The organism is Niveibacterium umoris (assembly GCF_014197015.1).
Taxonomy (GTDB): domain Bacteria; phylum Pseudomonadota; class Gammaproteobacteria; order Burkholderiales; family Rhodocyclaceae; genus Niveibacterium; species Niveibacterium umoris.
This window is the reverse complement of record NZ_JACIET010000001.1, coordinates 943,490-957,216: the sequence shown is the minus strand read 5'-3', so window position 1 is coordinate 957,216 and position 13,727 is coordinate 943,490. Positions and strand designations below refer to the sequence as shown.

The window sequence follows — 13,727 nt, the reverse complement described above, 5'->3', positions numbered from 1 at the left end:
CGGCGGCATGATCGCGACCCGCGAAGCGTTCGAGCGGGCCAAGTGGCTGCGCGCGGAACTCGAACGCCATAATCACGCCTACTATGTACTCGATGCGCCCACAGTTCCGGATGCCGAGTACGACCGGCTGTTCCAGGAACTGCAATCGATCGAGACGCAGTTCCCGGAACTGCAAAGTGCCGATTCACCCACGCAGCGTGTTGGCGGCAAACCACTGTCGCAGTTTGCGCCGGTTCGCCACGCTATCCCGATGCTGTCGATCCGCACGGAGACCGATACCGAGGCGAGTGGTGCGATCGCATTCGACACCCAGGTGCGCAAGGAACTTGCGCTGAATGAGGGCGATCCGCCTGTCGACTACGCAGCGGAACTCAAATTCGATGGCTTGGCGATCAGTCTGCGCTACGAAAATGGCGTGTTGATCCAGGCCGCCACGCGGGGCGACGGCGAAACTGGCGAAGACGTCACCCAGAATATTCGCGCGATTCGTCAGATCCCGCTGCGTCTACGGACCGATACGCCGCCGGCGATATTCGAAGTGCGCGGCGAGGTGTATATGCGGCGAGACGATTTCGCGCGCATGAACGCCCGCCAAGAAGCGCGCGGTGAAAAGACTTTCGTGAATCCGCGCAATGCGGCGGCCGGGAGTGTGCGTCAACTCGATCCCGCGATCAGCGCGCAGCGCCCACTGTCGTTCTTCGCCTACGGTCTGGGTGAAACACTCGGCTGGGACGAAGCGCCCACCCACGCGGCGCTGCTGGATCAGCTGGCCAGCTGGGGTTTTCCTGTGTGCGACGAGCGTTGTGTTGCGCGGGGCGCGGACGGATTGGTTGCCTTCCACAATCGGGTGGGCGCGCTGCGCGACAGTCTGCCCTTCGACATCGATGGCGTGGTCTACAAGGTCAATGCGATCGCGCTGCAGCGCAGGCTGGGGTTCCGCACGCGGGAACCACGCTGGGCGGTGGCGCACAAGTACCCTGCGCAGGAAGTGATCGCCCGCGTGGCGGACATCGAAGTGCAGGTCGGGCGCACCGGCAAGCTGACACCGGTAGCGAGGCTCGAACCGGTATTCGTGGGCGGAGTCACGGTCACCAACGTAACGCTGCACAACCAGGACGACATCGATCGCAAGGGCGTCTGGATCGGCGACAGTGTCGTGGTGCGGCGTGCCGGCGACGTGATCCCTGAAATCGTTACATCGCTGCCCGAGCGCAGGCCGAGCGATGCGCGCCCCTTCGTCATGCCTGCAAGCTGCCCGGTATGTGCATCGGCGGTTGTGCGAGAGGAGGGCGAAGCCGACCACCGTTGCACTGGCGGGCTCTATTGCCCGGCGCAGCGCAAACAGGCCCTGCTGCATTTTGCATCCCGGCGCGCGATGGATATCGAAGGGCTTGGCGACAAGATCGTCGATCAGCTTGTCGATGCTGCGATCGTCCGCACGCCAGCCGACGTGTACAAACTGGGCGTGCTTGCGCTGGCGGGCCTTGAACGGATGGCGGAAAAATCCGCACAGAACCTCGTTGCCGCAATCGAAGCCAGCCGCAAGACAACGCTCGCACGCTTCGTCTATGCCTTGGGTATCCGCAATGTTGGCGAGGCAACCGCCAAGGACCTTGCGCGCCACTTCGGTTCGCTCGATGCCTTGATGGCAGCGGACGAAGCAGCATTATTGGGCGTGGCAGATGTCGGGCCCGTCGTCGCAGCGTGCATCCTTGATTTCTTCCGCGAGCCCCACAACCGTCAGGTCATCGAAGAGCTTCGCTCTGCCGGGGTACATTGGCCTGAGGCTTCCGGCCTTGTGGGCGAAAGCGCAGCACCGTTCGCCGGCAAGACGTTCGTGCTGACCGGCACCTTGCCTGCGCTGTCTCGCGACGAGGCAACCTCCCTGATCGAAGCGCAAGGGGGGAAGGTTGCCGGATCAGTGTCGAAGAAGACCGATTTCGTCGTGGCGGGCGCGGAAGCAGGCTCCAAGCTCGAAAAGGCGCAACAACTGGGCATCACGATTCTCGACGAATCCGGCCTTCGGGCCTTGCTCGCCACGGCGATGCAGCCTTCCATCCAAATCAGCGAGAACAATGAAACGAATCCGTAAAGCGGTTTTCCCGGTGGCAGGCCTTGGCAGCCGCTTCTTGCCGGCAACCAAGGTCATGCCGAAGGAAATGCTGCCGATCGTCGACAAACCGATCATCCAATACGCGGTGGAGGAGGCGGCCGACGCGGGGATCACCGACATGGTGTTCATCATCGGTCGGACCAAGCGTGCGATCGCCGACCATTTCGACAAAGCGTACGAACTGGAGAGCGAACTTGAGTCGCGCGGCAAGTTCGATTTGCTGAAGATCGTGCAGGACACGATTCCGAAGGGCGTGAACTGCATCTTCATCCGCCAGGCAGAGGCGCTGGGACTCGGGCATGCGGTGCTGTGCGCAGAACCGGTGGTCGGCAGCGAGCCTTTCGCCGTGCTTCTTGCTGACGATCTGCTCGATGGCCCCAGTTCAGTCACGGCGCAGATGTCGGAGGTATTCAACTACCACCGCTGTTCGGTGCTGGGCGTTATGGAAGTGCCTCGGCAGGCCACCGGCGCCTACGGCGTGGTGAGTACCGAAAAGGATTCGGGCGATGTACGACGGATCTCCGGAATCGTGGAGAAACCGAAACCGGAAGAGGCGCCATCAAATCTCGCCGTTGTGGGCCGCTACGTGCTCACGCCGCAGATCTTTGAACACCTGCGCAACCTGAAACCGGGCACCCATGGAGAGCTTCAGCTGACCGATGCCATTTCGGCGCTGCTGCGTGAAGAATCCGTACTTGCCTATCGGTTCAACGCAACCCGGTATGACTGCGGCGACAAGCTGGGCTATCTGAAGGCAACCGTCGAGCTCGGAATGCGCCACGGCGAAATCGGCACCGACTTCAGCCGTTACCTTGAAGAGAAGTTTGGTTCGGCGCAGCCCTGAACCTGCGCTACGGGCGCAGAAGTGAAAAAGGGCAGCCTTCCGGCTGCCCTTTGTCTTGAATCGCCCTATCAGGCGGCGTCGTTCTTGGCCGCGCGCTTGCGGTCCGTTTCCTTCAGGTGACGCTTGCGCAGGCGAATTGACTTCGGCGTGATCTCGACGATCTCGTCATCAGCAATGAACTCGATTGCCGATTCCAGCGTCAGCGAAATCGGCGGCGTCAGGCGCACAGCCTCGTCGGTGCCCGAAGCGCGCACGTTGGTCAGCTGCTTGCCCTTGATCGGGTTTACGACCAGATCGTTGTCGCGGGTGTGGATACCGATGATCATGCCTTCGTACAGCGCTTCACCCGGGCTGACGAACATTCGGCCACGGTCCTGCAGGTTCCACAACGCGTAAGCCACCGCCTCACCGTCGTTCTGCGAAATCAGCACGCCGTTGCGGCGCTCTGCCATCACACCGGCCATGGGGCCGTAGTCGTCGAACACATGGCTCGCGAGGCCGGTGCCGCGCGTCAGGGTCAGGAATTCGCCCTGGAAGCCGATCAGGCCACGCGCAGGGATGCGGTATTCGAGACGCACACGGCCCTTGCCATCCGGCTGCATGTCCTGCAGTTCGCCACGACGGCGACCCAGTTCTTCCATCACCGAACCCTGGTGGTTCTCTTCGACATCCACCGTCAGCATTTCGTACGGCTCACACTTCTCGCCGTTGATTTCCTTGAACACCACGCGCGGGCGACCAACCGCCAGCTCATAGCCTTCGCGACGCATGTTTTCGAGGAGGATGGTGAGGTGCAGTTCGCCACGCCCCGAAACTTCAAACACGTCGGAGTCACCGGTGTAGTTCACGCGCAGAGCGACGTTCTTGAGCAGTTCTTTTTCGAGGCGTTCGCGGATCTGGCGGCTCGTAACGAACTTGCCTTCGCGGCCGGCGAGCGGTGACGAGTTGACCATGAAGTTCATCGTCAGCGTCGGTTCATCGACGGCGATCGGCTTCATGCCTTCCGGCTTCTCCGGATCACAGATCGTGACGCCGATGTTCACCTGATCGATGCCCGACACCAGCACGATGTCGCCCGCTTCGGCGGATTCCGCCTGACTACGCTCGAGTCCCTTGAAGGTCAGGACTTGGCCAACCTTGGCCTTGCCGCGGTTTTCGTCGCCGTACATGACGACGACTTCCTGGTTCGGGCGGATACGGCCGGCGCGAATACGGCCGATACCGAGCTGACCGACATAGGTCGAATAGTCCAGCGAGCACACCTGGAGTTGCAGCGGTGCATCAGCGTCGACCGTTGGCTGCGGCACATGCTTGAGGATCGCTTCGTACAGGGCGGTCATGTCGGTGCCGGGCTTGTCAGCCTCCAGCATCGCGTAGCCGTTGAGTGCCGAGGCGTACACGACCGGGAAGTCGAGCTGCTCTTCGGTCGCGCCGAGTTTGTCGAAGAGATCGAAGGTGTGGTTGATCACCCAGTCCGGACGCGAGCCCGGGCGGTCGATCTTGTTGATCACGACGATCGGCTTGAGCCCCATCGCGAGTGCCTTGCGGGTCACGAAACGGGTCTGCGGCATCGGGCCTTCGACCGCGTCGACCAGCAGCAGCACGCCGTCGACCATGGACAGTACGCGCTCCACCTCGCCGCCGAAGTCGGCGTGTCCCGGGGTGTCGACGATGTTGATGTGGGTCTCGCCGTACTGGATCGCGCAGTTCTTGGCAAGAATCGTGATGCCGCGCTCCTTCTCGAGATCGTTCGAGTCCATCACGCGCTCGGCCACCTGCTGGTTTTCACGGAAGGTGCCGGACTGGCGCAGGAGCTGGTCGACCAGGGTGGTTTTACCGTGGTCAACGTGGGCGATGATGGCGATATTGCGGATTGCGCGGCTCATGGGATGTCCCAAGTCTTTGAAAAAGGGGCGGATTCTAGCACGGGCATGTGGCAGCGCAGCGTAAATCCGAAAAGTGACGTGCTACCATTTTGGCCCCCGCAAAAATCGACGCGAAGGCCTCATCCATGCTTGCCATCATTGGCGGAAGCGGACTCACCCAGCTTGCAAACCTCAATATCGAACGCCGGGAGATCGTCCGGACGCCATTTGGGGAGCCCTCGGGCGTCTTGCTGTTCGGGCATGTCTGCAGTACGAACGTCGTATTTCTGGCGCGCCACGGTTACGGCCATACGATTCCGCCGCACATGGTGAATTACCGCGCGAATATGTGGGCGTTACAGCACGCAGGAGCGACGGGCGTGCTGTCGGTTGCGTCGGTGGGCGGCATTCGTGCCGATCTTGCCCCCGGCGTGCTGGTCGTTCCGCACCAGATCATCGACTACACACACAGCCGCAGAAACACCTTTTTCGATGGCGTGGATGGTCCGGTGGTCCATGTCGATTTCACCGAGCCCTATGACTCCGTGTTGCGGCGCCGCATTCTTGCCGCGGCAGCCGAGTCGGGCGAAGCCGTGGTGGACGGCGCTGTGTACGCCGCAACACAAGGCCCGCGGCTTGAAACGGCGGCGGAAATCAACCGCCTTGCGCGCGACGGCGCCGACGTGGTCGGCATGACCGGCATGCCCGAGGCCGCATTGGCACGCGAACTCGACTTGCCATACGCGGCGCTAAACGTGGTCGTGAATTGGGCGGCCGGGCGCGCCGACAGCGAACACGAAATCCGTTTCGAGCAGATCGAGCAGACGGCGCAGGAAGCCATGACGCGCGTGCGCCACGTGATCGATCGCGTCTGCAGCTAGGGACCGGAAATGATTCGAGACGTGTTGCGCATGGGCGACCCGCGGTTGTTGCGGGTGGCAAAGCCGGTGGACGCTTTCGGCACGGCTGCCTTGGCAGACCTCATCACTGACATGATGGACACCATGCGCCATCTCAACGGCGCCGGGATCGCGGCCCCGCAGATTGGCGTGGATTTGCGTGTCGTCATCTTTGGTGTCGGAAAGAATCCGCGATATCCCGACGCTGAATCAGTTCCGCTGACAATCCTCTGCAACCCTGTCATTGAACCGATAGGAGAGGAGCTGGAGGAGGGCTGGGAAGGCTGCCTGTCGGTGCCGGGGCTTCGCGGGGTCGTGCCGCGCCATGTCGCCTTGCGTTACAGCGGCTATACCCCAGAAGGGCAACGCATCGAACGCGAGGCCACCGGGTTTCATGCGCGGGTGGTACAGCATGAATGCGACCATCTGGACGGCATCCTGTATCCGATGCGGGTACAGGATTTCACCCGCTTCGGATACACCGAGGTCCTGTTCCCCGGATTGGACGCCGGCAACGACGACTAGATGCGGCGCTGCCTACACCTTGGCGAGCAGCGCCCCTTCAAGCTTGACGATCGCGCTGGTCGCATCGAGATCGGGTCCTGAAATCAGGAAGGTGTCTTCCGCGCGCTCGCCGAGCGTTGCGATCTTTGCGGTATGCAGATCGACGCGGTTATCGGCAAGCACGCTGGCTATGTCGAAAAGCAGGCCCGGCCGATCAGCCGTCGCAACCGACAGGATGTAGTACTGCCCGCGCTCATCGGGACGGATGGTGACTTCCGGCGTGATCGGGAAATGCCGCACCTGGCGCGAAAGCCGACCGGTGCCTGGCTTGTCGATCGGCGCATTGGTGCGCAGGCGCTCAGCCAGATCGTGCTCGATCATCGGCACGATATCCCGATAGTTCTCATCCCCTGCGGGGTCGAGCAGTACGAAGCTATCGAGCGCGTAGCCGTGCCGCGTCGTATGGATCTTCGCATCGAGAATGCTCAAGCCGTGGCGGCTGAAGAAGCCGCAGAGCCGCTTGAACAGATCCTGAGAGTCGGGCGCATACACCATGACCTGCAAGCCACGCTCGATCTGGCTTGGGCGGGCCTTGACGACCGCATCGCCACCGGACGGTCGATAGTAGAGCATGCGCGTGTGCCAGACGATTTCGTCAATGTCATGGCGCATGAAGTACACGGTGTCGAGTTCATCCCAAAGCGCTCTTTCGACGTTCTCGATCAGGCCGAAGAAGCGCAGGCGGGTGCGCGCTTCGTGCTGCCGTTCGCTGACTCCTTTTGCCTGAACGGGCGTATCTCCCCGCAGTAGCCGCTGGGTGGTCAGAAACAGATCCTCGAGCAGCTTGGCCTTCCACCCATTCCAGACCTTCGGGCTGGTGCCGCGAATGTCCGCGTGAGTCAGCAAATACAGCGCAGTGAGTCGGCGTTCATCGCCCACCAATGCGGCAAAACCCCGAATGACATCAGGGTCCGAAAGGTCGCTTTTCTGCGCAATCTGGGACATCGTCAGATGATGCTCGACCAGCCATTCGACCAGGTCGGTGTCATCCGCGCTGAGGCCGTGGTCTTCGCAGAATCGCCGCGCGTCGCCCATGCCGAGTTTGGAGTGGTCGCCGCCACGCCCCTTGGCGATGTCATGGAACAGGGCCGCCACGTAGAGCAGCCAATGGCGGTCCAAACCGCTGATCAAGCGCGTACAAAGCGGATATTCGTGCGCGTGTTCATCCATGGTCATGCGGCGGACATTGCGCATGACCTGAAGGATGTGCTGGTCCACGGTGTAGACGTGGAACAGGTCGTGCTGCATCTGGCCGACGATCTGACCGAACGCGGGTATGTAACGACCCAGGATTCCGTACTGATTCATCCAGCGGAATACATGGGTGATGCCTTGCGGCTGCTGGAAAAGCTCCAGGAAGCGTTTGCGGTTTTCTGGTTTGCGTCGGAATGCAGCGTCGACGCGCCCACGGCATTGCCACAGGGCGCGCAAGGTTCGCGCCGTCATCCCCTTGAGTTCGTCGTGACGCTCGAGTAACAGAAACGCGTCAAGGATTGCGTCCGGACTATGGGTGAAGAGGCTGTCATCGAAGACGTCCAGCAAATTCTGGCGCTTGCAGAAACGATCATCGATCGGAATCGGCGCATCCAGGCCGGCCGGCAGGATGCGGGTCGCAAAGTTCTGCAGCAAGAGGGTATTGAGCTGCGTGATCTTCTTGGCGACCAGGTAGTAGCGCTGCATCATGACTTCCGATGCGCGCCGGGTCGAAGTTGCGCTCACGCCAAGCGCTTTGGCCAGCGCCTCTTGATGATCAAACAGCAGGCGATCTTCGCGCCGCCGGGTCAGCAGGTGGAGCCTGATGCGGACTTCCTGCAAAAACCGCTCTGCCTTGCTGAGTTCCCGGCACTCCTCTGCTGTGATCAACCCTTCGGTGGCCAGCGACTCCCAACTCGCACCAAGGCCTGACGCCAGTGCGATCCAGACGATCGTCTGCAGGTCACGCTGACCGCCCGGCCCTTCCTTGCAATTGGGTTCAAGCGAATAGGGGGTGTCGTTGAAGCGGTTGTAGCGCTGCTCCTGCTCTGCACGCTTGGCGATGAAGAAGGCGGGCAGATCAAGTGCCGCGCGCTGCTGTTCGAGCATCCTCTCGAATATCCCGGCGTCGCCGGCAAGCAGGCGAGCCTCCAGCAGGTTGGTCTGAACGGTGACGTCACGCGCCGATTCTTCTGCGCATTCTTCAAGCGTTCGAACGCTGTGACCGACTTCGAGACCGATGTCCCAGAACAGGCCAACAAGCCTTTCAATCCGCTGTTGGGTGGGCCTGTCGGGCTCCTCCGCCAGCAAGATCAACAGGTCGACATCAGAATTCGGGAAGAGCTGACCTCGACCGTACCCGCCGACAGCGATCAGGGAAGCAGCATCCGGAACGCCCGCAACCTGCCAGATGTCTCGCAGCACACCGTCGACCAGGTTCGCGTTGTCGCGCAGAAGGCGCACTGGATCCGGATGCGCCTCGAATGCAGCGCGAAGTTCCGTTCGGCCGTCGGTGACACGCTTTCGCAGCGAATCGCCTGTCGCCCGTAGGCTGTCAGTAGGCACCACCGTAGCCATCAGGCAAAGAAGTGCTTGGCAACGATTTCCGGGATCGCCGGTGCGCCGGCCGATCGAGTAAGGACTTCCACGCCGTCATCGGTCACCACGACGGTGTGCTCCCATTGGGCAGAGAGACTGCGATCCTTGGTCACGATGGTCCAGCCATCAGGCAACTCCGAAATCGCAGCCTTGCCGGCATTGATCATCGGCTCGATCGTGAAGATCATGCCTGCCTTGAGTTCCAGCCCGGTGCCGGGGCGGCCGTAATGCACGACCTGTGGCTCTTCATGGAAGTTGCGACCGATGCCATGTCCGCAGAACTCCCGAACGACCGAAAAGCCAGCCCCCTCTGCGTGTTTCTGGATGGCATGGCCGATGTCGCCCAGATGGGCGCCCGGTTTCACCTGCGCAATGCCGAGCCACATGCATTCATAAGTGATCTGGCAAAGCCGCTTGGCGAGGATGCTCCCCTCATTGCCGACCACGAACATGCGGCTCGTATCGCCATGAAAACCGTCCTTGATGACGGTGATATCGAGGTTGACGATGTCGCCGCGCTTCAATTGCTTGTTGCCCGGAATGCCATGGCACACCTGATGGTTGATCGAAGTGCAGATCGATTTCGGGTACGGTTTGTAGCCTGGCGGTGCGTAGTTCAGCGGCGCCGGGATGGTCCCCTGCACGTTGACCATGTAATCGTGGCAAAGCCGATCAAGTTCTTCCGTAGTCACGCCCGGCTGAACATGCGGCGTAATGAAATCCAGGACTTCGGAAGCCAGGCGGCCGGCTTCGCGCATGGCGACGATCTCGTCGGGGGTCTTGATTGAAACACTCATTGTTGTTCTGGCTGCTTCGGGACAAACGCGAAGGTTATCGCCTTTCGTGCGGGGTCGCCAAACCCATTCATCGCGCGAGCAGCAGCGGAGCTTGAGGGGGTACGGTGCAAGCTGCTAGAATGGCTGGCTTGGTCGTGCCCATGGGGGGTGCGACGAACTACGCACGCTCCTGTTGCAAGGGTCCCGCACATGCGGGCGAGACCGCGATCTCTGCGCGGTCACCAGGAGCGGAGGCTAACCCTTAGATCGGAGAATCTATATGTCCGTCACTATGCGCCAGATGCTGGAAGCCGGTGTTCACTTCGGCCACCAGACGCGTTTCTGGAACCCCAAGATGGCCCCGTTCATTTTCGGCCATCGCAACAAGATTCACATCATCAACCTCGAGAAGACCCTGGCCAAGTACCAGGAGGCGACTGCCTTCGTGCGCAAGCTTGCGAGCAACCGCGGCACGATTCTCTTCGTTGGCACCAAGCGTCAGGCACGCGAAATCCTGGCCGAAGAGGCTGGCCGCGCCGGCATGCCGTTCGTGGACGAGCGCTGGCTGGGTGGCATGCTGACCAACTTCAAGACGGTCAAGCAGTCGATCAAGCGCCTGAAGGACATGGAGCAGATGGTTGAGGATGGCTCGATCGAGAAGCTCTCGAAGAAGGAAGCGCTGATGGCGACGCGCGAACTCGAGAAGCTCCAGAAGTCGATCGGCGGCATCAAGGAAATGGGCGGTCTGCCCGATGCACTGTTTGTCATCGACGTCGGTTATCACAAGATTGCAATCACCGAAGCCAAGAAGCTGGGCATTCCGGTCGTCGCAATCGTCGATACCAACCATTCCCCTGAGGGCGTGGATTACGTGATCCCGGGTAACGATGATTCGAGCCGTGCGATCCGCCTGTACGCACGCGGCGTTGCCGATGCCGTGCTTGAGGGCCGCAGCCAGGTCATCAACGAAATCGTCGCTGCCGGCGAGGCGGACGAGTTTGTCGAAGTGGACGAAGGCACGGAAGAGCAAGCCTAAGCGCTGCGTCTGTTCCTTTCGGCATTAATTGAATTCAGGAGTCAGCATGGCGGAAATCACCGCAGGCATGGTCAAGGAGCTTCGGGAAAAGACCGACGCCCCGATGATGGAGTGCAAGAAGGCCCTTACTGAGGCGGCCGGCGACATGGTCAAGGCAGAAGAAATTCTGCGCGTGAAGCTTGGCAGCAAGGCTTCTAAGGCCGCAGCCCGCGTTGCAGCCGAAGGCGTTGTGGCAACTTACATTTCGGCAGACGGCAAGCTCGCATCGATCGTTGAGATCAACAGCGAAACCGACTTTGTTGCGAAGAACGACGACTTTCTCAAGCTGTCGCGCGACTGCGCTGAACTGGTGGCGACGCAGGCTCCGGCCGATGTCGCAGCGCTGTCCGCACTCCCGCTTGGCGAGGGTACGGTTGATTCGGTGCGCACCGCACTGGTTGGCAAGATCGGCGAGAACATGTCGATCCGCCGCTTCGTCCGCGTCGAAGCAAAAGGCAAGGTCGCTCAATACATCCACGGCGGCTCCAAGATCGGCGTCCTGATTGACGTCGAAGGTGGGGACGACGCGCTGGCACGGGACCTTGCGATGCACATCGCTGCGAACAAGCCCAAGTCGCTCGACGCCTCTGGTGTTTCCGCAGAACTGATTGAAACCGAACGCCGTGTCGCGATCGAGAAGGCAAAGGAGTCCGGCAAGCCGGAAGCCATGCTTGAAAAGATCGCCGAAGGTTCGGTCCAGAAGTTCCTGAAAGATGTCACCCTCCTGGGCCAGGTCTTCGTGAAGGCCGAAGATGGCAAGCAGACTGTCGAGCAACTGCTCAAGGCCAAGAACGCCAAGGTGCACGGGTTCACCCTGTTCATCGTGGGCGAAGGCATCGAGAAGAAGACGACGGACTTTGCCGCTGAAGTCGCCGCGCAAGCCGCTGCTGCCGCTGCCCAACGCTGAGGAAGTCCAGCTACCATGACCACACCTGCCTACCGCCGCATCCTGCTCAAGCTTTCAGGTGAAGCCCTGATGGGCGACGACGCTTTCGGGATCAACCGTGACGTCGTCTCCCGTATCGTTCAGGAAGTGGCGGAGGTGGTCAATCTCGGCGTCGAGGTTGGGGTGGTCATCGGTGGCGGCAACATCTTCCGCGGCATGGCCGGTGCTGCAAGCGGGATGGATCGCGCAACAGCCGACTACATGGGCATGTTGGCCACAGTCATGAATGCAATGGCCCTGGCCGACGCAATGAAACACGTTGGCGTCGTTGCGCGCGTCCAGTCCGCGCTGAATATGGAAGCGGTGGTCGAGCCATATATCCGTGGCAAGGCCATTCGCTACCTGGAAGACGGAAAGGTAGTCATCTTCGCAGCCGGCACGGGCAATCCATTCTTCACAACGGATACCGCTGCCGCCCTGCGTGGCGCCGAGATCGGCGCAGAAATCGTTTTGAAGGCAACAAAGGTCGACGGCGTGTACTCTGCGGACCCGAAGAAGGATCCCTCCGCGACGCGCTATTCGCGAATCAGCTTCGATGAGGCCATCGCGAGGAATCTGCAGGTATTGGACGCAACAGCCTTCGCGCTGTGTCGCGACCAGAAGTTGCCGATCAAGGTATTCAGCATCTTCGTTCCCGGCGCCCTCAAACGGGTGGCAATGGGCGGAGATGAAGGCACCTTGGTGCACATCTGACGCAAGGACTCTGGAAATGATCGCCGAACTGAAGAAGCAGATCGAACAGAAGATGCAGAAGTCGCTCGAGGCATTGAAGAATGACCTCGGGAAAGTGCGCACTGGCCGCGCTCATACCGGCTTGCTTGATCATGTGCAGGTCGACTATTACGGTTCGATGGTCCCAGTGAATCAAGTCGCGAACATCAACCTCCTGGATGCCCGCACGATTGGGGTTCAACCATGGGAGAAGGGGATGATCGCGAAGGTGGAAAAGGCGATTCGCGATAGCGATCTCGGCCTGAATCCCGCGACGATGGGTGATGTTGTGCGCGTCCCGATGCCTGCGCTCACGGAAGAGCGTCGCAAGGATCTCATCAAGGTCGTTCGATCTGAGGCCGAGAATGCACGCGTGGCCGTCCGTAATCTCCGGCGTGACGCGAACAGCCAGCTCAAGGAATCAGTCAAGAGCAAAGAGATTTCAGAAGATGAGGAACGTCGCGCGGAAGAGGACGTTCAGAAACTGACCGATCGTTACATCGCGGAAGTAGACAAGCTTCTCGCCGAAAAAGAAAAAGACCTGATGCAGGTCTGATGACGCCGCAACTACGAGCGGAGTCTCCACACAATGGCCATCGGCCGCATTTTTAGCTCGACGCGTGATATCCCCAATGTAGCGGAGGTGCCGACGCACGTTGCCATAATCATGGACGGCAACGGACGCTGGGCTCGCAAGCGTTTGATGCCGCGTGTCGCCGGACACAAGCGCGGGCTTGAAACCGTCCGCCAGATCGTTTCCGCGTGCGTCGACCGTGGCATTCGTCATCTGACGCTTTTCGCCTTCAGTTCCGAGAATTGGAGAAGGCCCGAAGAAGAAGTCAGCTTCTTGATGGGTCTGTTCCTAAAGGCACTGCAGCAAGAGATCGCAAAGCTGCATCGCAACGGCATCCGCTTCCGTGTCATTGGCGATCTGTCACGCTTTGATGCGCAAATTCGGGAGATGATCGCCGAAGCGGAAGCTCTGACCTTTGACAACGAGCGCCTCACCTTAACCATCGCTGCAAACTACGGAGGCCGTTGGGACATTCTCAACGCGGTTGAGTCGATGCTGGCGGCTCATCCCGAAAAACGGGGCGGGTTCGAAGAAGAGGATCTCGCGCCATATCTCTGTCTCGCTGATGCGCCCGAGCCGGACCTCTTCATTCGTACAGGCGGAGAGGAAAGAATCAGCAACTTCCTCCTGTGGCAACTCGCCTATACCGAGTTTTATTTCACCGAAACACTTTGGCCTGAATTCGACGTCGCTGCGCTTGATCTCGCGTTGCAATCCTACCGTGGCCGCGAAAGACGATTTGGCCGCACAAGCGAACAATTGCACCCCCCAGCGGCGGCGGAGTAGCAG

12 protein-coding genes are annotated in these 13,727 nt (G+C 60.6%); 9 read left to right on the top strand and 3 right to left on the bottom strand.

Annotation, left to right across the window (positions count from 1 at the left end):
• The first annotated feature begins 7 nt into the window (after window positions 1-7).
• Both ligA and galU read left to right on the top strand, forming a co-directional pair.
• Window positions 8-2,092, top strand: coding sequence for an NAD-dependent DNA ligase LigA (ligA, locus tag GGR36_RS04240; RefSeq protein WP_183632185.1), 2,085 nt, complete (start codon window positions 8-10; stop codon window positions 2,090-2,092).
• Window positions 2,076-2,957, top strand: coding sequence for a UTP--glucose-1-phosphate uridylyltransferase GalU (gene galU / locus GGR36_RS04235; protein WP_183632183.1), 882 nt, complete (start codon window positions 2,076-2,078; stop codon window positions 2,955-2,957). Before ligA ends, galU begins: the two co-directional genes overlap by 17 nt.
• 68 nt (window positions 2,958-3,025) lie before the next feature.
• Here the strand turns inward: galU and typA are convergent, their stop codons facing one another.
• Entirely contained in the window at window positions 3,026-4,843 is a 1,818-nt protein-coding gene (gene typA, locus GGR36_RS04230; RefSeq protein WP_183632181.1) for a translational GTPase TypA, read from the bottom strand.
• Window positions 4,844-4,968: 125 nt separating this feature from the next.
• Between typA and GGR36_RS04225 the strand changes: the two genes are divergently transcribed.
• Entirely contained in the window at window positions 4,969-5,703 is a 735-nt protein-coding gene (locus GGR36_RS04225; protein ID WP_183632179.1) for an S-methyl-5'-thioinosine phosphorylase, read from the top strand.
• A 9-nt stretch (window positions 5,704-5,712) separates the two neighbouring features.
• Window positions 5,713-6,246 (top strand): peptide deformylase, encoded by a 534-nt coding sequence (gene def / locus GGR36_RS04220; protein ID WP_183632177.1) that lies wholly within the window; start codon window positions 5,713-5,715, stop codon window positions 6,244-6,246.
• 12 nt (window positions 6,247-6,258) lie between these two features.
• Here def and GGR36_RS04215 read toward each other — a convergent pair whose 3' ends face one another.
• Window positions 6,259-8,835, bottom strand: coding sequence for a [protein-PII] uridylyltransferase (locus GGR36_RS04215; RefSeq protein ID WP_183632175.1), 2,577 nt, complete (start codon window positions 8,833-8,835; stop codon window positions 6,259-6,261).
• Entirely contained in the window at window positions 8,835-9,653 is an 819-nt protein-coding gene (gene map / locus GGR36_RS04210) for a type I methionyl aminopeptidase (protein WP_183632173.1), read from the bottom strand. Before map ends, GGR36_RS04215 begins: the two co-directional genes overlap by 1 nt.
• Window positions 9,654-9,912: 259 nt before the next feature.
• Between map and rpsB the strand changes: the two genes are divergently transcribed.
• From rpsB to uppS, 5 genes are read left to right on the top strand one after another with little or no spacing between them, the layout of a single operon-like run.
• The gene (rpsB, locus tag GGR36_RS04205) at window positions 9,913-10,668 is read left to right on the top strand and encodes a 30S ribosomal protein S2 (RefSeq protein ID WP_183632171.1); all 756 of its coding nucleotides are present in this window, start codon (window positions 9,913-9,915) and stop codon (window positions 10,666-10,668) included.
• Between the two features lie 46 nt (window positions 10,669-10,714).
• Window positions 10,715-11,614 (top strand): translation elongation factor Ts, encoded by a 900-nt coding sequence (gene tsf, locus GGR36_RS04200; RefSeq protein WP_183632169.1) that lies wholly within the window; start codon window positions 10,715-10,717, stop codon window positions 11,612-11,614.
• 15 nt (window positions 11,615-11,629) lie between these two features.
• Window positions 11,630-12,346: a UMP kinase gene (gene pyrH / locus GGR36_RS04195; protein WP_183632167.1), complete on the top strand. Its 717-nt coding sequence runs from the start codon at window positions 11,630-11,632 to the stop codon at window positions 12,344-12,346.
• A gap of 16 nt (window positions 12,347-12,362) precedes the next feature.
• Window positions 12,363-12,920: a ribosome recycling factor gene (gene frr, locus GGR36_RS04190; protein WP_183632164.1), complete on the top strand. Its 558-nt coding sequence runs from the start codon at window positions 12,363-12,365 to the stop codon at window positions 12,918-12,920.
• A 33-nt stretch (window positions 12,921-12,953) separates the two neighbouring features.
• A complete protein-coding gene (uppS, locus tag GGR36_RS04185; protein WP_183632162.1) occupies window positions 12,954-13,724 on the top strand; it encodes a polyprenyl diphosphate synthase in 771 nt (256 codons plus the stop codon).
• Window positions 13,725-13,727 lie beyond the last annotated feature (3 nt).